Here is a 19,598-nt window from a genome sequence, read left to right as displayed (position 1 = left end):
ACTCAAACAATGGCTAAAGATACATTTTTAAACGGAAAGACCACATTAAACGTTAAAGGAAGGCTATTAGATTTAAGTACCCCGGCAGTTATGGCCATACTAAATCTTACGCCGGATTCCTTCTATGGGAACAGCCGCAGCAGCTCTGTGGATGACGCTTTACAAAGAACAGAAGCATTTTTAAAGGATGGAGCCACGTTTATAGACATTGGTGCATATTCTTCCAGACCAGGCGCAGCAGAGGTCAGTGCAGAAGAGGAATTGAAAAGAATGCTTCCGGTGATTGCAGCCATCACAAAAAAGTTACCAGAAGCGATATTATCTGTTGATACTTTCAGGGCAAAGGTCGCCAAAGAAAGTATTGAAGCAGGAGCACATATCATCAACGACATATCGGCAGGTGGCATGGACGAAGCCATGTTTGAAACCGTTGCGCAACTGCAGGTCCCTTACATCATGATGCATATGAAGGGAACACCGCAAACCATGCAGCAAAATCCTCATTATGAAAATATAGGATTGGAAGTATTGCATTATTTCTCTAATAAAATTTCGACATTGAAAAAGCTGGGAGTAAAAGATATCATTCTGGATCCCGGTTTCGGATTTGCAAAAACCCTCCAGCACAATTATCAGCTAATGCAGCAAATGGAGCATCTGCAGATACCTCAATTACCTTTACTTGTCGGCGTATCCAGAAAATCGATGATCTATAAATTCCTTGGAACTTCGCCGGAAGAAGCATTAAACGGAACTACCGTATTAAACACTATCGTTTTACAAAAAGGTGCACGTATTTTGCGTGTACACGATGTCAAAGAAGCTGTTGAAACTATAAAAATTCTTACCTTGGTACAAACGAGCTGACGGAGCTCAAACCAAATCATAAATACGAAGTGAAAACAATTGATTTCGATTTTCTCAAAATAACTGTAACTGATGTTGTAGACATTGTCTTTGTTGCATTGCTCATTTATTACATCTACAACCTCATCAAGAATACCCTTGCGGTAAATCTTCTGCTCGGAATGCTGATCATCATGATCATTTGGTTTGTGGTGAAACAATTACACATGGAGTTGCTTACCGCAATTATAGAAAAATTCATGAGTGTGGGGATTATCGCGTTGATTGTGATATTCCAGCCCGAGATCAGGCGTTTCCTTCTGCTGATCGGTAAAAACACATTTCTCCAGCAAAACAAGGCCTGGTGGGGATACTTGTTCGGTAGTAAAAATATCGAAAGAGACAATCTCGTGCGTATCAAACCGATCATTGATGCCTGCAAGAGCATGAAGAAATCACGGACAGGTGCATTGATCGTCTTTGTGAAGTTTTATGACGATCAGCTATTTGCCAACAGTTGTGAGATGATAGACTCAAAAATCTCCAAACGTTTACTGGAAAGCATTTTCCAGAAGTACAGTCCGCTGCATGATGGGGCCGTAGTCATTGCTGAAAATAAGATCAAAAGTGCAAGCTGCATTCTCCCACTTACGGATAATGACAAGCTTCCGCCTCAGTTCGGATTGCGCCATCGGGCCGGAATCGGCGTTTCAGAAACCACCGATGCGGTTGCTGTCATCATCTCGGAAGAAACAGGGGAAATTGCCTATGCAAAACAGGGCCGTGTAAGAATGAACGTCTCTTTTGGCGAACTGGAGAAATTACTGAACAAAGATTTTTAAGCGCCCATGTTCATACGTCGCCAGTCCTTTGGCGAATATCCGGTATACTTCTTAAAGCAGCGGCTAAACCAGGAAGGGTCATTGACTCCAAGCAGATAGGTGATATCCTTGATCAAAAGTTTTGTTGAGCACAACAATTTTAATGCTTCTTCATGAATCCTATCCTCAATCATCCTGTTTACAGTTTTACCAACATAAAACATGGTATAGCTGTTCAAACGTTTCATAGAAATTTTCATCTCATCTGCATAGAAATTAGGGTGATGTTCCGACTTAAAAGAATGCTCAATCAGTTCCTCGAGTCTTATTACCAATTTCCTGTCGGGCGTGATATACCCTCCCCTTTCAAAACGGCTTGTATCTTTCATCTTCAAGATTTAATATCAGTTGTCTTCTGGTCACAATGATACTCATGAAGCTTCCAATAAAAAATGAATTACAGTTACTAAAACAGGCACTTTCCCTTTACTTCTCCGCCATTGTCTTTAATTTATCCAAAGCCTTTGGCCACATTTGTTTAAACTGCTCTACATAACTCTCATCCATGTCTGTTTCTATAAAGAGTTCTGTTTTTCCATCTACGTCTTTTAGCGTATAATTTTCCAAAGCGCCGGACCATCCCTTTACTGCATCACTATCCAGATCTTCCACACCATTTTGTATCATCCCCAGATGCTCTATAGACATGAATTCATTGGGTATATTTCTGACGATCCTCGAAACCATTCCGTCCTCACCTTCGCCTAAAAAGAGAACTTTGCTTCCTTCTTTCCAGTCAGTCTCTGCCCGTGATCCTTCAGAGAAAGCAGAAGTCCACTCGCGATAAGATTCATCACTCCAAAGAAGTTTCCATACTTTTTCTCTTGGGGCGTCAATCGTGATATTAAATGTTAATCTTTCCATGTCTTTATCATTAAGGTTTATGTTAATCTAAGATCGGGAAGATTATAAGGAATGTAAAGGCGTAATTGCGACATATTTAGGGCTTATCCCGTCAAACTTCGATCTCCAACAGATTGCACTTAAATATGGGTGCAATCTGTTCTCTGCATCTCTTATTTAATAAAAGCAGCTATTTTCTCGTTCACATCTTCACCTCTCAGGTTCTTCGCTACGATCACCCCTTCAGGGTTGATGAGGAAATTCTGAGGGATTGCACTAATACCATATTTAACAGCTACATCACTTTTAAACCCTTTCAGATCACTCACCTGGATCCAAGGCATACCGTCATGCTTCACCGCATTCAGCCATGCAGCCTTTGTTTCATCAAGGGAAACACCCACGATTTCAAAATTTTTATCTTTCAGTTGATTATAAGCTTTCAACAAATGTGGATTCTCTGCACGGCAAGGCACACACCAGCTAGCCCAAAAATCTACCAGTACATATTTACCTCTTAAGGATGACAGTTTAAATTCTGCTCCTTTATCATCTGTCTGCCTAAAATCTACTGCTTTTCCGATTGCAATTTGTTTAGCTTTATCATACTTCGCTGTCAGCCTCTGTCCGGTATAACTTGCCAGAACCCTTTTGCTAAGCGGATCATAATAACGTCCGAATGTCCCAGGATCAATAACAGCAGTTTTGTTCTCACTGATGAGATCAAGTGTCACATAGGAATCGGGGTGACTGAAGATAAAGGAGTCCAGAGCCGCTTCTATTTTTGCGTGCACAGGTCTTGCTTCCGCCTGTATCTTTTTGATCTCAACGGTATCTTTCACTTTTGCATAGTATGCCTTCGTAAACCTTTGCGTGATCTCTTTAAATTGCGCAAGCATTGCGCCTAGTTGTTCATTGTATTGAAGATAATCTTTTTGTGCTTGAGCACCTATAATGCTCGCCTTAGCCATGCTATTCTTACCAGTCACCTTATATTTGCCTTTTTCCAGATAAAATTCCTGATAGTCAGACTGGCCCCCACGCTTAGCTGTATCTTTCTTCAGAGGTACCAATGACAGATATGCTTTACTTGCAAATGCCGTGGTACCGCTAAGTAAAAACTTTCCATTTTTTACAACTGCACTATCCCTGGCATCTTTCCCTTCGCTGTTTTTGTAACTCAGCATTACCATTTTATCCTTTCCTGCCTCAGCCAGTTTGCCGGATATTTCAAATTTATCTTGCGCCATGCTGCTCCCTGCCAAAAGAATCAGGAAGAAAGCAAGTGTTTTTTTTATGTTCATCATTTATTAAAATCTATTTAATCAATTCCTTCAATTTCTCCGTGAGTGCTTCACCTCTCAGGTTTTTACCAATGATTATTCCATTCGGATCAATCAGCAGGTTTTGAGGCACCGAATTGATGCCGTACATCACAGCCACCTCATTTTTCCAGCCTTTCAGGTCGCTCACATGAATCCATGGCAGGCCGTCTTTTTTAACTGCATCTGCCCAAACAGCTTTACCTCCCGGATAATCAAGCGACACACCTACAATCTCAAAGTTTTTACCTTTTAGTGCATTGTATGCCTTTACTACATTCGGGTTTTCCGCGCGACAAGGCACGCACCAGCTGGCCCAAAAATCTACCAGCACATATTTGCCTCTTAAAGAAGAAAGCGTGAATGGTTTATCGTTGAGGTCATTTTGAGTAAAATCTGTTGCCTTAGATCCTGCCTGTCTGCGCTTACCTATTTCAATTTTCTCGGCGGTCCGCAAGCCAAGAGGAGAGGATTTTAATACAGCAGAAAAGCGATGAAACAAGGGCTCTACTTTTGAGGCTTCGAATTTACTGTCCAGCACATACATGTTAAAGGTATAAAGCCCCATAAAAGAATTTAAATGGCTCTCTGCAAACCTAACACTGATATCCTTATTCTTAGCTACCAGCTTTTGAACACTGTCGCCCGCCATTTTACGTTCTTCCAATGATTTCACATAGCTCCCGTCTGCGGCTTTCTTTCCGTATTCATCCTGTAATGCTATGATTCTGGCCGTAACCGGCTTAATCATGGCCTCTCTTTCACGATTTTCAGAATCAGCAACTGAACCCGTGATTTGGGCGTTGCTGATCAGATCTGTACCAACCATAGAAATTTTCGAATTCTCTATAAAAAAACCTTGGGAGTCGCGTTGTCTTCCGAAATCTGCTGCACCATTGCGTCTAACTGTGAGAATTGCACTTTGAGGCTCCTCAACACTTCCGGTAAACTGAAACTTGCCGTCCTTGATTTCCGTAGAATCAATTTCCTTCCATGCATTGTTCCTTAAAAGAACAAGATATGCCTTGGCCTGACCTTTTATAGCGGGTAATTTTCCAGATATCGTATAGCTTTTTTGAGCTGCTACCACAAAGGGCAGCAGCATCAAAACTGAAAATATTGTTTTTTTCATTTTTCTATTTTTATAGATTAAGAGTTATCTTTTTTAATTTAACAACAAAATCCCGCCCACAAAACCTATGTTATAAGTGATTGTTGCTGATGCTACATATGGATTTGCAGCCAAAATGGTGAAGCGTAAGTATCTGGCTGTAGTTAATGAAGGCAAAGTTATAGTGTGCATTTTAGCGGTATTGTTGACATTGATTGCATACGTACCCTTATCTGTCCAGGTTATGTTATCTACACTTGTTTCCACTTTAGCAGAGGTTGTCTGAGCTCCATTGGCAGCGGTTAAGCCCGTTGGAAAAAAATAGTCTAATCCAGGAAAGGTAACATTGCGTCCATAATCAATAGTTAAGAATTGTGGCAGCGGCACGGTATTAGAACTTGCCCAAAATGTTGTACCAGTAGTTGCATCAATTGCTCTGCCCGCTACGTTAGTTCCAAATGTAGAAGATGCAGTAGCAGTAGGAGTATATCCGGCATGGTTCACATAACGTGGTTCTTTTGTATTAAAGACATAGTAAATAACTTTACGTGCCTTTGGATCCTGCGCTACGCCGTCTACAGATGCAATGGTCAACGGCAGCACATAGGTGGTGAATGGCTGCAGTGTGGTCTGAAAACTAAGATTTAGTATCGCCGCTTCTGAAAGATTAGTCCCGGCAGCGATGGCTACCGTTGGCTTATAATACAGATAGCTTTTTGTGGGAAGTAAAAGGGCGGCATTGCCATATTTCAGCTTATAATCTGCTATTTTAGTCGTATCAGTGGCAAAGGTCACATAATGAACATCCGAAGACGAACTACCTTGTAGCGCCGCTTTCATTTCTACGGTAACTACAGACACATTTCTGATGTCGAAATCTCTCGCCACAACATCTGTTGAAGCCGGCACATCAAAAGTTACACTACCTTCAGGTAGGGCTTCGCGGCCAGTTTTGTCTTTTTTGCAAGCCATAAACAATAGCGCTACCGTGCATATTGCTAATAAATTTAATTTATATGTCTTCATCTCTTGATTTTATAGTTATGGATTTTGGGGCATATCTGGATTAAAGGCCGTCACCTGTATCGGTATTTGCAGCGTGTATCTCGGGCTATGCGGCTCAAGCGTGGCTATCACTGTATTCTGCGCATTGGTCCGGGTTACTGCCGGCATCCTGTTTTCCATGTCAAATCTCCGCATATCAAACCAGCGTAAGCTATGGAAAGGCAATTCACGCCTTCTCTCGGCCAGTACTTCATTAAACACAACATTTTGATCAGCCGAACTGAAATCTCTGCTCGTGCCTGTATACCTGGCCCTGCGAACTATATTCAAATGATTTAGAGCGTCTGTAAGATTGTTTGCCCTTGCGGCACATTCCGCAGCAATTAACCGCATTTCCTGCACAGTCGTACCGGAATTGGTTAGCTGAAAAATTGGTGTAACTGCAGCTGCGTAGAACGCAGTCGCCCCTCTTACGGTACTTGTCCAGCTCGAATAAAGAATTGTCCTTCTTGCGTCGTTGCTGGCGAACGAAGCTTTGAAGTCTAAGGCTATCGGAATACCGGCAGCAGCATATCCCTTACCGTAAATCGCGTCCGGATGAGACACTACAAGTTGCGTGATTGGAAAGGAAGCAGGAGTGGTATAATCAATCATTGTTGCACGGGTATTTGCTAGCGCCAGCTCTGCATGACGCAGCGCTTCACTATATTCTCTTCTGTATAAATAAACGCGTGCCAATACGCTATATGCAGCAGCCTGGGAACCACGAAACCTTGCGCTGCTATTGTCAACAGGAAGGTTTGGGATAGCCGCATTGATGTCGTCAATGATATGTTGATAAATTTCAGCCGTCGTAGCTCTTGGTGGAGCTTTTTGACTTACATTGTCTGAAGTGACAAAAGGTACAGCCAAATCAGTAGCCGCAGTTGCAGCGTCGTAGGGCTTGGCATATTCGTTCACCAGGTAAAAATAAGAAAATGCACGGCCAAGTAAGGCTTCCGCCTTAACACTGTTCCTCCGAGATGCAGTACCGCCTTCAGCAGCGTCAATACCTAACAACACAGTATTGTACAAACTAATCCGTTGGTAATGGTCAGCCCATAGATAGGCGGCTGCACTAACATCATTTGTAAACTGTGGCTGCCAGGTATAAACGAAATCAGCAAGCGTAACTGGCGGAGTATTAACGCTTAGGTAATCCATATTGTCGGTCATATAATCCAAATAAGGACTGCTCATTTCAGTTGTGAATGCTATTGCGTTTAACCAAAGATCATAGTCATTGGTTGTTTTCAGCAATTGCTTGCCCTTTGGTTCCACATCCAGATATTTGTCGCAACCACTAAAAATCATGCAGCAAAGCAACAGTTTGGCGGTTATATATTTTAATTTCTTCATCAGTTTAAATTTTAAAAGTTAGTGAACAAACCAAGTGTATACGTAGGAGTTAGATACGATTTTGCGTAACTTCCCGTAGCCATACTAAAGTTTTCACGGTTAAACCCAACGGAGTACACGTTTGAAGCCTGGGCTTTGATCTCAAAGTTCTTGAAACCAGCCTTTTTTGTAAAGCTAACGTCATTTAACCGATACGAAACCGTTACATCTCCTAGTGTCATGTAATCACCATTAACCACATAGTTGCTGTTATAACGGTAAGCCAATCCTGGCGCAAAGCTATTCAGGTCAGTTAGGGTTGGAATATCTGTGCGCTCTTCATCGCCAGCAACCCTCCAAAAGTTATTTGACCCTTTTAAAGGTCTGGTGACTTCCGGTGTCGGTCTCGGCACGCGTACTTTAAAACCACCATAATAATTGATCATTGCGAAGAAATAAAAATTGCCAACATCCACTCTGTTACTTAGTCCACCGCTAATAGTTGGAACAGATGTTCCCGAATATTGTACCAGTCCTGAATTCTTATCTGACATCGCAGTAACTAAAGGTGTTCCTGTAGTACTGGTGTTTACCACAAATGATTCCCCATTTTGATTCATAATGATGGGGTGGCCCTCATTGTTAAGTCCTGTTGTATTGTAAGAAAACATAGCACCCACTGGATAACCACTTACATAACCCAATACATCAAGAATCTGCGGATCGTAACGTCCCGTTCTATACACATCAAGTACCTTGCTGTTATTTTTAGCAATCACAATACCCGTATTCCAGTTAAAGTTCCGGGTGGTGATCCAATCAGACTTCAGGCTAAATTCCAGCCCGTTATTTCTGATGGTGGCATAATTGATTAAGGCAGAGCTGGCACCGAGCGTTGGGTCGATCGTAGAATTACCCATTACATCGGTTGTTTTTTTGGTATAATACTCAAGGCTACCGGTAATGTTTTTGAAAACATCAAAATCAAGCCCAAAGTTTAAGTTCTCAGTCTGTTCCCAACGCAGGCCTGTATTGGCATTGGAGGATAAGATGAGCGAAGGAAGCACAGGTGAATTCTGTGAATTGTTCTGAGCCCTGGCAATTACCTGTGGAAGCGAAAGTTTAGCTACATTTCCATTAAATCCGTAAGCACCGCGCAGTTTCAACTGGTGAAGCCAGTTTATTTTGCTCATAAAATCTTCCCTATGTATGTTCCAGGCAGCACCTAATGACCACAATGGTTTGTATTTATATTTTGGATCACTACCAAAAAGGTTTGATTGGTCAATGCGGATACTTCCCGATAAGGAATACGTATCTTTAAAGGAATAGACAACATTAGAAAAAGCCGATACAAACCGGTCGTCATCATAGCTCTGGTTAAAAAAACTATTCAAAAGTCCAAGGCCATTTCCCGTAACAAGTGTACCAGTAGTTCCTGTTACACCATTAAATATCGCAGCATAATCTACAGGCTGATGCAACAAACTCTGATCGTTATAGCCAAAGTAAGACGCTAAATTACCTTTAGCTAATACGCGGCGTATTTCAGCACCTGCTATACCGTTAAGGGAATGGTTACCAATTCTTTTATTATAATTTAATTGCGTCCGCGCCGTATAACTAGTTGAAGTAGTATTCTGTTGACGGAGGAAATCCCCGTCAGGAAGATTCCTTTTGAATGCCAACGTAGGGTTAGCAGCCGTAGGAGTGATGGTATAATTATTTACGTAGCTATTCACCTCATTGGAACCCTGGCCAGCCAAATGCTTGAACTCTGTACGGGACGTTTCATATACCCCGCCGAACAATAGGTTAAATCCTTTTCCAATATTATAGTTAAAATTGGCAATGGTCTTGTTATTTAACGTGCGCGTTTTATTACTTACTTTATTCGCTTCAATTAGCGGGTAATAGTTTTGGTCTAACAAGCCTTGCGATAGGAGGAAACTATTGTAAACCGGTGCGTAGCTTTGTGAAGTGATGGCGGCAGGGTTACCATTTACATCTTCATAGCGCTCATAACCTGCATAGGTAGCAGCACCCGGTACTGGAGCGCCGTTGATACGACTTTCCTGGTACTCAGTTATCAGTTCCAAACTCAATCGTTTTGCGAGTTTAAGGGTAGTGCGGCCCGTCAGTTGAAATCTGTTGTTGTCATTCAGGATGGCATTATTGCGGTTACCCGTATAATTGGCCGTGATGTAATATAGTGCGTTTGGCACACCACCCGAAATGTTCAAGGTATTTGTTTGCGCAACTGCCGTCCTCTGGAATAAACGACTGTAATCCTCAAGATTGTCATAATTAGCCAGTTCTGCAAAAGAGCTTTCAGCCTGTGCAGGTGTAATAATGCCGGCGGCTAGCTGGGCTTGAATATAGTAGGGAATAGAACGACGTACATTACCCCCTAAAGATCCCGGCGCATACAAGGCATTCCAGCTAGATGGTGTGACAATTAGCGCTTGTCTTTCACGTATGTAATTTGCATTGATGCCCGACGCCTCTGGATCCCACCGGTAGCGGCTATAATTTTCCTCTGGCGTAAGGCCCAATGTAGTCCTGAAATTAAACTGTGCAGCCCCAGGGCTTGCCTGTTTTCTTTCAATAATAATTACTCCATTAGATGCCCTTACCCCATATACAGTGGCAGAGGCGGCATCTTTAAGGATCGTCACCGACTTTATTTCATTTGGGTCTATCATATCCAGCGTCAACTCTGTTGGATAACCATCCACTACGATTAACGGACTTTGGTTGGCTGACATGGTAGAAATACCACGGATATTGAACAAAGGCCTGGTAGTTTCACCAACGCCAGGAGTAGTACTGGTAAACTGTACGCTGTTGTTAATCAACAATCCTGGTAAACGGTTTACCAGTCCATCAAGGAAATTAGAACTTACCCTTGATTCATATTCTTTAGTACCTATTTGCGAAACCGCACCTGTGCTCTGTTCCGGCTTAATCCGCTGGTAGCCCGTGTTAACAGTTACTGCAACTTCCTCCAGGTCTGCTACGGCAACATCCATTCGGATGGTTCCAACGTCTTTTGACGATCTGACTTCTTTCGTCTTATAGCCTGTGTAAGTGATAACCAGTATTGCGCCATCATCTACATTTTGCAGAAAAAACGAACCATCCGCACCTGTTCTGACCCCTTGCTTTTGTCCTTTAACCGTTACAGTAGCTCCAACAAGTACATCGCCGGCACTATCTACCACGCGTCCACGCACATCAATGTTTGAAAACATTGCACTTAGATTATCTATAAAGGAGGGCTTGGCGGGCTCTATCACAATGAATTTATCCTTTACCGAATAAGTAAGATCCTGATCCCTAAAAACAGCCCTCAAAGCATCTTTCAGTTCCACGCTGCTCAGGCTGATGGTTACTTTTTTAGCATTTTTAACCTCCTCAGAGTTAAATACAAAGTCGTACCCAGTTTGTGAACGTATTTTATCAATTACTGCTCCAAGCGAAACATTTTTTTCATTTAAAGTAACCTTCTGAGCATAGCCTGCAGCACTTGCCTGAATCAAAAAGGTGGTCATTAGCACTATGATTAACTTCATAATCAATAGAATTTTGGTTGGCAGCCACTTAAAAGGCATACCTCGATTTAAAGCATAGTTTTCCATACTTCGTCATTGTTTTGTATTCAAACACAGGAAGTCGACGACAGACATCATATTGCTTTGTTAAGCAATAATGCCTAAGTTTGAATTGGTTTGAGTTGAGAATTGATTGTTAGCAAATAATTGTTCTTCCTGAAATTTTTCAGGAATGGTTGCTCAAACTATTGCCGGAAAGTGTTCGAACCACTTTTCGGCTTTTTATTTAAAAGCCCCTTTTTCTCTGGTCTTAGTGGCGTAGAATTTCTTTCATAACTGGTTGTTTAGGTTGTTGATTATATGATTTAATTAAATAGTCTTTATTTCATTACCGTTACAGTCCTGCCTTCTATTTTAAACTTCACACTGCCAGTAGTTTGCATTCTCTCCAGTACAGTTGATATGTTTCTGGTTCTTGATACTGCGCCGCTAAATGTGACGTTCTTTGGTGCATCCGCGGCATACACAACTGTCACATCGTACCAACGGGCCAATTCACGCATGAGTCCCTCCAGTGTTTTATCCCTGAATACGATGCTGCCATTTTTCCAGGCCAGCACTTCTTCGGTATTTGTTTCTTTTACTTTAATGGCCTGATTAATCAGGGTTGCCTGCTGCTGGGGTTTGAGTACCGTGCTGCTTTCTACTCCATAAGAGTGCGTAGCAACACGCACAGATCCTTCCAATAATGTTGTTTTCACACTACCCTCATCAGCATAGCTGTTTATATTAAAATGAGTACCAAGTACTTCTACCTGCTGCCCATTACTTTCTACCACAAAGGGACGCTCTTTATTCTTAGTCACTTCAAAATAAGCTTCGCCATCCAAATAAATTTTTCTTACACCTCCCCGCGAAAAGCTGGAAGGTATCTGCAATTTACTGGCAGCATTTATCCACACCTTAGTACCATCAGGTAACGTGAATTCGTAGGTCTGGCCTTTCTCTGTTTCGGCTGTCATCTCGACAGAGCGCAGCGACAAATCTACTACATCATTATTATCACTATAGGCCAACCTGTCCTCACCTATCACTACCCCACTCTTGTTGTCCCTTAGCTTTATCACCTTGCCATTGGCCAGTGTAATTGTTGCCCCGTTCTTACCTGGTGTGATATCATTGGCATACCTATATTTGTTATCATGGGAACCACCAGCGATCTCAGATCTGTAATTGAAGAACCAAAGTCCAAAAACAAGCCCTCCCACTACAGCTGCGATACCTGCCGCCATTCCTAAGGTGATCCGAAACCCTGACAGCTTTATTTTTTTATCGGCAGATGGCATTACAGGTGCCATCTTATAAATGTTATTTAGAATTTCCTGTTGTTCGTCTTCATCCAGGCTATAGGTATTCCTGGATTTCAATTCAGCATCTACCAGCTGAGCAAGCTCAGCCTGCACTTCGTCATGATTAACCAGCTCTAAAAACGCAAGTCGTTCATCATGTGATGCATTTCCATCGACATATTTGCGGAACAATAAAGAAAATTCTGAATCAGCAGTCATAAATTACAGGTACATTTTAATGCCTTTCAACAGCTTGACGAAATGAATAAGGGTATCGGGGTAGTGTGATGTAAAATATTTTTATTTATTCATCAATAGAATCAAGACCAGCATCGCATCCATATTTTTAAGATACTTTCTGATATTTCCCAAAGCTACCTTCATATGAGCATGAACAGTACCAGCACTCAGGCCAAGTTGATTTGCAGCTTCTTCATATTTCAATCCCTGTTCATGACAAAGCTGGTAAACCTTACGCTGCTGTGGTGAAAGGGTTTCAACTGCCTGTGCAATCATGCCCCCCATTTCATGATAACTCAATGTTTGTTCAGTCAAATCCTCACCATTTTCTAACTGCTCCTCTTTTAGTTCGACCGTCCTCAGCGCTTTCCGGGCAATTCGTCTTAATGCGTCAATGCTTTGATTTCTTGCAATTCTGTTCAGGTAAGCACCAAAATTTTCAACACCATCAAGCTCTCCCCGTTTTATCCATATCTTCAAAAACACATCCTGTACTACTTCCTTGGCTTGGGATCTGGAATGTGTCATTTTCATGGCTATACTAAAAACAAGCTGCTGATGATGCTCAAATAAAACATTAAAGGCATGCTCATCCCCCTGCCTCATTAAAGCAATCAGTTCCTGATCTGTATAAGTACCGTAAGCAGCCATGACGTTTATTAAATTACCTCCCCCCGTTACTAATTTACTAAATTTCTGCAAGATTAGGTAAGTTATCAATATTAACCAAACATCAATTACGGCTCATTTCTTTTTCAGCCTACAAAAAAAGCCTAGAAATTTGCAGGCTCTTTTAAAAGTTGGTCAAAGTCAGATTACTTACTTTTTCACTGCAGTGTCCACAACAATAGAATCCTTTGCTGTGGCATCCATTGTAGTCACCGTAGAATCACTCATTATCACCGTAGAATACGTTTATGTTGTAATTATACGAACGCATATCGAAAAGAAATCAAAGGCAATGCAAATGCACCTCTTTCTCTTTACGCGTTGTTCACTTCAAAACCTCCATAACTGAGCATTTCAGCATTGTGCGCCACTACAAGATTAAGTTCCAGCCTCTCAATCAAAGCTTTGGCCTGGATAATGTTCCTGTGGATGTCATTGATACCTCTGATCTCAATTCCTTTAGACAGCAGTTTAAATTTGTTCGGTTCAAATTTGTCGATAAACCTTTGCAGATCTGAGCTGATTTTTATTTGTGCTTTTTCCATGTTGTGATCTAACCTTGCTAGTTGAGCGCAAAACAAGACAACCTATTTTAACTCATTGGTTAGTTAATGTTATGTTATCAATCACAGCTGATGCACTAATTGAAAGCAATTTGTTCCGGACCCGAAACTTTTTCTATATGGCAGGCACATTCGCCACCCTTTACTTTTACCACTGCAGATTTGGTCTGGTTGGTCTCTACAGATGTGCCTGTAACCTTCAAATCGTCACCCGCTTCAGACAACTTCGAAGTAAAATTATCATTTACCACTAAGTAGGAGCCTTTCACATAATATGAACTGGTAAAATGAGCATCAATTTTTTCGCCGGTCCGCTGGTTCACCACACTATAGTCTTTTACTTCGGCGGCCAGACCTTTATTGTCTACAAACTTTACGGTTGCCGATACAAAAATATCAGTGCAAATCTTATTTCCACAGTCAGTATTATTTCTGTCTTTTTTACAGGCCAGCAACGTCCCGGCCATTAATAATGCAAGCGCAATTCTCTTCATCGTTTATCGGTTTTTAAAGGAAACGGTAGAATTTAACAAAACGCTACAAATAAAACAAAACCTTTCAAAGCGTAAGTTGTTCTTCAATCACATCAATCTTTAAACAAATGGGCTTATTAAAAACAGCATTAATAGGCGCCGCAGTATACGGCGTCATTAAATATGTAACGAAAAAGGACTTAAACGGGAGATCAATAATGGATGATCTCAAAGAGAAAGCTCCTGAATGGATGGAAAAGGTAAAAAATGTAAAAGAGGAGTTCAAAGTAGAACTCGAAAAGCAGAGGTATTAACGAAATACCTCTGCAAGCTTACGGTCTATGTCCTTTTCTTCTATAGTGTGCACTAAGATCTTACCTTCCTTATCCAACAAAACATAACAAGGAAGAGACGGGGTTTGGTACAATGTAGAAACCTTAGCCGGCATATTCTTTAAAGGAAATTCATCACATACCTGGATCCATGGCATTTGTTCCTGGTCCATGGCTTTAAACCAATCCTTCCACTTGCTGTCATTAGAAACGCTCACAATTTCAAATCCTTTGTCTTTATATTTCTGATAAACTTCTTTCCAGTGTGGAATAGCCTCTCTGCATGGCTTGCACCAGCTTGCCCAGAAGTCGACCATCACATATTTACCTTTTGTTGAAGAAAGGCTGAATGAGGTACTATCGCGTGTTAATAAAGTAAAATCAGGAGCAGATTTGCCTGGCAAGACACGCTTTCTCATCTCTATGTTTTCACTCAGGTTATCATAATAAGCTGACCCTTTAGCGCCTGATTGAAACTTAGCCAGCATAGCCTCTACCTTTGAAATAGGCATAGAGGATTCAAACATATAATAATTGCTAAACATATATACTCCGGCTACAGAAGCGGGGTCTTTTGCCACAAAATCATTAATATATTTCAACTGCCATGCTTTGTATAGTTTGCTGATGGAATCTGACTTGGCACGCAATGCCTCATGGTCTGCACCCTTCATCTTATCAAGTGCTGCATAGGCTGCCTTAAATTTAAGTTGCTCAGGATTGTTTTCATATTGCTCATATTCATCATTCACTTTGGAACCGCTTATCTTAAATGTCTTCAGGCTTGCACCTTTTCCCATGCCATAAGCTGTATAATCGTAATGCTCAGCACCTGTAGTATCAATATCAACAGTAATCTTGCTGTTTTCTACAAACAACCTCATCCCCCAGTTGCCGGACGAAAATTGCAGCCCCATCACTTCCGGGTTATCTATTTTCCCCTTCAGTTCAAAAACACCGTCTTTTAACAAAGCACTATCTACAGCCTTAGAAGTTCGGTCAGCTTCATTATAGTGCATCAATCTGACCATGCCTGAATCTACTCCCTTGATTTTACCTGAAATGGCGTAGCCATCCGAAGATTTATTTTGTGCACAGCCTGCTACCGCAACCAGGGTTACAGCCATCAAACTGTTCTTTAATTTGTTCATCATCATACTGTGTATTTTTAGTTTTTAAATAACTCTTCCAGTTTCTTATTCAGCATCTCTCCTCTCAAATCCTTGGCTATGATTTTCCCCTGCGGGTCTACCAGTAAAGTACTTGGAATACCCATGATGCCATAATAGGTAGATACCTCATTTTTCCAGCCCTTCAGATCCGACAGTTGTGTCCATGGCATACCATCATCCTTAACGGCCTTTTTCCAGTTGTCACCTTTATCATCCAGTGAAATACCCACTACGGTAAAGTTCTTGTCTTTATAGGTATTGTAGGCTTTTAGCACATTCGGGTTTTCAGCACGACAGGGGCCACACCAGCTCGCCCAGAAATCTACAAGCACGTATTTACCTTTAAAAGAAGCAAAGCTTACAGGTTTACCTTCCATATCATTTTGGGTAAAGTTCAGCATCTGCTCACCAATCGAGCTGCGTTTCAGAACCGTCAGTCGCTCCGACAAGCGTTTCCCTTCAGCACTTGCTTTCATTTTTGGCCCCAGTTTCTCGTAGATCGTCTGGATGTCCTGATAGCTACCCATGCCGGCGCGATCAGTTACCATGGCCAGACTCACCGCACTCTCAGGATGAGCAGCGATGTATGTATTCTCCATCTCGCGCATCTGTTTCCTGATCCCATTAATTTTTTCTTCCAGGGCCAATTGTTCTTCTTTGCCTAACTTTCCATATTTCTGGTATAGCGGCATCAGCTGATCATCCAGATGTTTTTGGGAGGCCTCAAATGCATCTGCTTCTGTCTGTGTTTTAGAACCGGTAACTTTCAGCGCATGCAGAGAGTCTGCTGTGCCTTTAATTGAAATATTTCCGGGCTCCAGGTATACCCATGCTGCCCTGTTTGGAAACATCAGTGTCACCTTCTGAGGAGCCGGCATATTGCCTGTCCAGCTAAACTTTCCTCCTGTGGTCTTTATCGTACCTGTTTTTGTTTCAGCTCCTTCATAATAATGGATGTTGACGTCTACGTCGCCAAGGCCCTTGATGTCGCCAGTCACTTTAGCCTGCTGCCCAAAAGCGGCACCCGCCATACACAGCAGTCCTGCAGCTGCCAATGATTTAATTACTTTCATCGTTTTTTTATGTTTTTGTTTAAGTTGTTAGTTGAAGATCTCAGCCAGTTTTTTATCCATAGCCTCATCATTTTCGCCACCGCCACCATAGCGTCCAACGATGATTCCGTTCTTATCGATTAGTATCTTAGTTGGCAATGTATGGATGGCGTAAGGTTCACTGATGTCTGCCGACTTATCATAACCTGTTGCCGTGCGTTTCAGACCGCGCAGCACATGCTTCCACACTCCGATCTTATCCTGCTCTACAGCCTTCTTCCAGGCTGGAAGATTACCGTCATCATCAGACACCCCCACTATTTCCAAACCTTTATCTTTGTACTTGCTATACAAGGACAATAAATGAGGGTTACCCTTACGACATGGCACACACCAGCTGGCCCAGAAATCAAGCAACACATACTTCTTGCCCTTAAAATCAGCGAGACTCAGCGGCTGTCCGTTAATATCTGTCGAGCTGAATACCGAAGCTATACCCCCTGGCGATCCGCCTTCCAGGCTCTTGATCTCCTCCGCAATTTTTTTACCATAGCTGCTTTGTTTGATACGGTCTGATAGTTTCGAGTAAAGCAGTTTAGATTCTGCAAGTGGCAACGAAGAAACCTTCCAGCTTAAAGCATAGGCTGAATAATCTGAATCATGATGAGTCCTGATGTATTCCATATCAATTTTATCCATCTCCTCTCTCACAGGATCCATCTTGTCCTTTTCTGCCGTTGCAGCCTCCTTTAGAGCTTCCAGTTCTGCTTCAGGTTTACCGGCCTTTCTTGCGTCTATGTAGTTCGTATTGGCCTTGTTATAGGCTGCCGACAATACACGCATTTGCTCCAGCTGTGTTTTTTTACGAAGATTCAGGGCCACTAACTCTTCCTGGGTTTTAGAACCTTTTAATTTCAGGTTTTTGAAATCTCCGTTGGTTAGCTCCAAACTCAGTTTCCCTGGCTCAATAAAAAAGGTAGCCATATTCGGATCGTCGAAGCCCTGGCTTTTTACAGCTCCCATGATGTAAGCCATCACCGGGCCTGCCACTTTACCTTTGAATTCAAATTGTCCGTTCTGAATGGCAGCGCTGTCCTGCTTATATCCGTCTTTTGTATCCGGGTAAGTTAATTTTAACATCCCGCTACTTTGCCCTTTAATCTTGCCTTGCAATGTAAAGGAACCATCCTGGGCCAGTACCGGAATCATACCTGCCAGCAATGATAATGTCAATAAGTACTTTTTCATCTGTTTAAATTTGTTTTCTTTTGTGATGAAGCTATCAGATTTATCACCCCACTGTGTGGTTTGACAAATCTGATGGTTTCATATAATAAGTCGTTTAATTTGCGCTATATCCCGTGTTTTGTTCACCAAACTGCGGATTGTAGATAAATTCACCTTTTGGAACAGGAATAATATACTGAGTTTGAGTCGTAATGGTCGGTTTCAATTGCGTCACAACAGACAGCGGGAAACGCAGTAACGCCATCCATTCGCTGCCATCCTCTCCCACCATACTTTTTGAAGTTTCCTTATATAACTCCAATAATACTGCATCAGGAGTGTTTGCCGCCTCCACAGCCAAATAGTGAAAATTATTAGAAATTGCGGTTATACCTGCCTTTGCCTGTATTTGATGAATCAATGTTTTTGCTGTGGCCAGGCTACCTCCAGATCTTACTATAGCTTCTGCTTTCAGTAAGTAGACTTCCGTAAGGCGCATCGCATAGTCTGTTTCAGTCAATGCCGAGGGAGCAACGCCCTGTGCATTGTATTTGTTGAAATAAAAGGTATTAGGCGAATACTGTGCATTAGGATTTGCGGTACCAATAACCCAGCTTCCTCGCGGATCATTGGCGTAAAGATCCTTCAAAGCTCCTTTGGCTACATACAGAGCTGAAGCCCCTGGAAAGTATTGTCGGGTTTTGGAATAGGGATCGGTAGGCTGAAGCGCTTGTGGCTTAACCCCTAAAATCACTTCCTTACTGGCTAAACCAATCGTGTGAAACAGGCTTTGCTGACTGGCTTCCAATACATACGGGCTATTCTGCATGATGTTGTCTGCAAGTGTAATTACCTCAGCATAATCTCCGGTTCCCGCCCTACTCATCAATACACGCATTTTCAGCACCATTGCCGCCCACTTGGTCGCATAGTGGTTTGGATTACTTGATGGCCCATTAGCAATCGCTTCATTTATATCAGCAATGATGAAATCATAGCTTTCCTTAACCGTACTACGCTTTTTTATGATATTCGTCAACGTTGAAAGCTCGTCCCTCAACAGAACCCCCTGCGTACTGCCGATCTTGTACCATTCTGCATAGTAACTCAACAGTTTGAAATGTGCGTAAGCACGAATGAATTTCGCTTCGGCAATCACTTCTTTTTTCCTGTTGCCTGTAAACTTATTGTCCGCAAGCTCATTCACACCCTTGATCACACCGTTGGTGCTATTCAGGGCTTTGTAAGATTCGTTCCAATATGTACCAGAGCTACCTTCTGTCATATTCTCCTCAGATGGACTTGCACCAAAACCATAGCCTAAATAGCCTGCAAATTCTGCCGGAAGAATCTGATGCTGCTGCCAGTCTGTACTGATGTTATTGGCATTGGCAAAATTGTAATAAGCACCATTCAAAGCAATCTGAGAGGTTGCCTGATCTAAAATGGTATTCCCTTCTACTTTGGCATTTTTAGGTGGTGCATTCAATTCTTTTTTACAGCCGTAGGCCCCAATGAGCACAACACCCATTGTCAGAAATTTATATAATGTTTTCATGTCCTTTGTTCTAATTAAATTTTA

General features: G+C 42.0%; 18 protein-coding genes. 3 read left to right on the top strand and 15 right to left on the bottom strand.

Features of this window, described 5'->3' with window-relative positions; all coding sequences use genetic code 11:
• Positions 1 to 9 precede the first annotated feature (9 nt).
• Both folP and cdaA read left to right on the top strand, forming a co-directional pair.
• Complete coding sequence (gene folP, locus FA047_RS17645) at positions 10 to 867, top strand: dihydropteroate synthase (protein ID WP_136837400.1); 858 nt, start codon at positions 10 to 12, stop codon at positions 865 to 867.
• Between the two features lie 29 nt (positions 868 to 896).
• Positions 897 to 1,688, top strand: coding sequence for a diadenylate cyclase CdaA (gene cdaA / locus FA047_RS17640; protein ID WP_136837399.1), 792 nt, complete (start codon positions 897 to 899; stop codon positions 1,686 to 1,688).
• On the opposite strand, the gene FA047_RS17635 is transcribed toward cdaA, so the two are convergent.
• The 11 genes from FA047_RS17635 to FA047_RS17585 all read right to left on the bottom strand — a co-directional run bounded on the left by FA047_RS17635 (position 1,685) and on the right by FA047_RS17585 (position 14,254).
• Complete coding sequence (locus FA047_RS17635) at positions 1,685 to 2,056, bottom strand: helix-turn-helix domain-containing protein (protein ID WP_136837398.1); 372 nt, start codon at positions 2,054 to 2,056, stop codon at positions 1,685 to 1,687. The genes cdaA and FA047_RS17635 overlap by 4 nt on opposite strands.
• 97 nt (positions 2,057 to 2,153) lie before the next feature.
• A complete protein-coding gene (locus tag FA047_RS17630) occupies positions 2,154 to 2,591 on the bottom strand; it encodes an SRPBCC family protein (RefSeq protein WP_136837397.1) in 438 nt (145 codons plus the stop codon).
• A 152-nt stretch (positions 2,592 to 2,743) separates the two neighbouring features.
• Complete coding sequence (locus tag FA047_RS17625) at positions 2,744 to 3,877, bottom strand: TlpA disulfide reductase family protein (protein WP_225872776.1); 1,134 nt, start codon at positions 3,875 to 3,877, stop codon at positions 2,744 to 2,746.
• A gap of 10 nt (positions 3,878 to 3,887) precedes the next feature.
• Complete coding sequence (locus tag FA047_RS17620) at positions 3,888 to 5,024, bottom strand: TlpA disulfide reductase family protein (RefSeq protein ID WP_136837396.1); 1,137 nt, start codon at positions 5,022 to 5,024, stop codon at positions 3,888 to 3,890.
• Positions 5,025 to 5,057: 33 nt separating this feature from the next.
• Positions 5,058 to 6,029 carry a discoidin domain-containing protein gene (locus tag FA047_RS17615; protein ID WP_136837395.1) on the bottom strand — a complete coding sequence of 324 codons (972 nt, stop codon included), beginning with the start codon at positions 6,027 to 6,029 and terminating at the stop codon, positions 5,058 to 5,060.
• A 15-nt stretch (positions 6,030 to 6,044) separates the two neighbouring features.
• Complete coding sequence (locus FA047_RS17610; RefSeq protein ID WP_136837394.1) at positions 6,045 to 7,406, bottom strand: RagB/SusD family nutrient uptake outer membrane protein; 1,362 nt, start codon at positions 7,404 to 7,406, stop codon at positions 6,045 to 6,047.
• An 11-nt stretch (positions 7,407 to 7,417) separates the two neighbouring features.
• Entirely contained in the window at positions 7,418 to 10,960 is a 3,543-nt protein-coding gene (locus FA047_RS17605; protein WP_225872775.1) for a SusC/RagA family TonB-linked outer membrane protein, read from the bottom strand.
• Positions 10,961 to 11,319: 359 nt separating this feature from the next.
• Entirely contained in the window at positions 11,320 to 12,507 is a 1,188-nt protein-coding gene (locus tag FA047_RS17600; protein WP_136837393.1) for a FecR family protein, read from the bottom strand.
• An 81-nt stretch (positions 12,508 to 12,588) separates the two neighbouring features.
• On the bottom strand, positions 12,589 to 13,230 hold the full coding sequence (locus FA047_RS17595) for an RNA polymerase sigma factor (RefSeq protein ID WP_136837392.1): 642 nt from the start codon (positions 13,228 to 13,230) through the stop codon (positions 12,589 to 12,591).
• Between the two features lie 281 nt (positions 13,231 to 13,511).
• Positions 13,512 to 13,742: a hypothetical protein gene (locus FA047_RS17590; RefSeq protein WP_136837391.1), complete on the bottom strand. Its 231-nt coding sequence runs from the start codon at positions 13,740 to 13,742 to the stop codon at positions 13,512 to 13,514.
• A 95-nt stretch (positions 13,743 to 13,837) separates the two neighbouring features.
• Positions 13,838 to 14,254 carry a hypothetical protein gene (locus FA047_RS17585; RefSeq protein WP_136837390.1) on the bottom strand — a complete coding sequence of 139 codons (417 nt, stop codon included), beginning with the start codon at positions 14,252 to 14,254 and terminating at the stop codon, positions 13,838 to 13,840.
• A 107-nt stretch (positions 14,255 to 14,361) separates the two neighbouring features.
• Here FA047_RS17585 and FA047_RS17580 point away from each other — a divergent pair, with 107 nt between their 5' ends.
• Positions 14,362 to 14,547, top strand: coding sequence for a YtxH domain-containing protein (locus tag FA047_RS17580; protein ID WP_136837389.1), 186 nt, complete (start codon positions 14,362 to 14,364; stop codon positions 14,545 to 14,547).
• On the opposite strand, the gene FA047_RS17575 is transcribed toward FA047_RS17580, so the two are convergent.
• From FA047_RS17575 to FA047_RS17560, 4 genes are all read right to left on the bottom strand, one after another.
• Positions 14,544 to 15,722, bottom strand: coding sequence for an AhpC/TSA family protein (locus FA047_RS17575; protein ID WP_136837388.1), 1,179 nt, complete (start codon positions 15,720 to 15,722; stop codon positions 14,544 to 14,546). The two genes, FA047_RS17580 and FA047_RS17575, sit on opposite strands and share 4 nt — an antisense overlap.
• 11 nt (positions 15,723 to 15,733) lie before the next feature.
• Entirely contained in the window at positions 15,734 to 16,810 is a 1,077-nt protein-coding gene (locus FA047_RS17570) for a TlpA disulfide reductase family protein (protein WP_136837387.1), read from the bottom strand.
• 27 nt (positions 16,811 to 16,837) lie between these two features.
• Positions 16,838 to 18,037, bottom strand: coding sequence for a TlpA disulfide reductase family protein (locus tag FA047_RS17565; protein WP_136837386.1), 1,200 nt, complete (start codon positions 18,035 to 18,037; stop codon positions 16,838 to 16,840).
• A 94-nt stretch (positions 18,038 to 18,131) separates the two neighbouring features.
• Positions 18,132 to 19,574: a RagB/SusD family nutrient uptake outer membrane protein gene (locus tag FA047_RS17560; protein WP_136837385.1), complete on the bottom strand. Its 1,443-nt coding sequence runs from the start codon at positions 19,572 to 19,574 to the stop codon at positions 18,132 to 18,134.
• Positions 19,575 to 19,598 lie beyond the last annotated feature (24 nt).

Source organism: Pedobacter frigoris (assembly GCF_005116445.1).
Lineage (GTDB): Bacteria > Bacteroidota > Bacteroidia > Sphingobacteriales > Sphingobacteriaceae > Pedobacter > Pedobacter frigoris.
The sequence above is the reverse complement of the archived record's forward strand: the minus strand, read 5'-3'. Positions and strand labels throughout refer to the sequence as shown.

Excerpts from the sequence above, each read along its gene's own strand:
- folP (WP_136837400.1), top strand. The coding sequence starts at position 10 with ATGGCTAAAGATACATTTTTAAACGGAAAGACCACATTAAACGTTAAA.
- FA047_RS17635 (WP_136837398.1), bottom strand. The coding sequence starts at position 2,056 with ATGAAAGATACAAGCCGTTTTGAAAGGGGAGGGTATATCACGCCCGAC.
- FA047_RS17630 (WP_136837397.1), bottom strand. The coding sequence starts at position 2,591 with ATGGAAAGATTAACATTTAATATCACGATTGACGCCCCAAGAGAAAAA.
- FA047_RS17625 (WP_225872776.1), bottom strand. The coding sequence starts at position 3,877 with ATGATGAACATAAAAAAAACACTTGCTTTCTTCCTGATTCTTTTGGCA.
- FA047_RS17620 (WP_136837396.1), bottom strand. The coding sequence starts at position 5,024 with ATGAAAAAAACAATATTTTCAGTTTTGATGCTGCTGCCCTTTGTGGTA.
- FA047_RS17615 (WP_136837395.1), bottom strand. The coding sequence starts at position 6,029 with ATGAAGACATATAAATTAAATTTATTAGCAATATGCACGGTAGCGCTA.
- FA047_RS17610 (WP_136837394.1), bottom strand. The coding sequence starts at position 7,406 with ATGAAGAAATTAAAATATATAACCGCCAAACTGTTGCTTTGCTGCATG.
- FA047_RS17605 (WP_225872775.1), bottom strand. The coding sequence starts at position 10,960 with ATGAAGTTAATCATAGTGCTAATGACCACCTTTTTGATTCAGGCAAGT.
- FA047_RS17600 (WP_136837393.1), bottom strand. The coding sequence starts at position 12,507 with ATGACTGCTGATTCAGAATTTTCTTTATTGTTCCGCAAATATGTCGAT.
- FA047_RS17590 (WP_136837391.1), bottom strand. The coding sequence starts at position 13,742 with ATGGAAAAAGCACAAATAAAAATCAGCTCAGATCTGCAAAGGTTTATC.
- FA047_RS17585 (WP_136837390.1), bottom strand. The coding sequence starts at position 14,254 with ATGAAGAGAATTGCGCTTGCATTATTAATGGCCGGGACGTTGCTGGCC.
- FA047_RS17580 (WP_136837389.1), top strand. The coding sequence starts at position 14,362 with ATGGGCTTATTAAAAACAGCATTAATAGGCGCCGCAGTATACGGCGTC.
- FA047_RS17575 (WP_136837388.1), bottom strand. The coding sequence starts at position 15,722 with ATGATGATGAACAAATTAAAGAACAGTTTGATGGCTGTAACCCTGGTT.
- FA047_RS17570 (WP_136837387.1), bottom strand. The coding sequence starts at position 16,810 with ATGAAAGTAATTAAATCATTGGCAGCTGCAGGACTGCTGTGTATGGCG.
- FA047_RS17565 (WP_136837386.1), bottom strand. The coding sequence starts at position 18,037 with ATGAAAAAGTACTTATTGACATTATCATTGCTGGCAGGTATGATTCCG.
- FA047_RS17560 (WP_136837385.1), bottom strand. The coding sequence starts at position 19,574 with ATGAAAACATTATATAAATTTCTGACAATGGGTGTTGTGCTCATTGGG.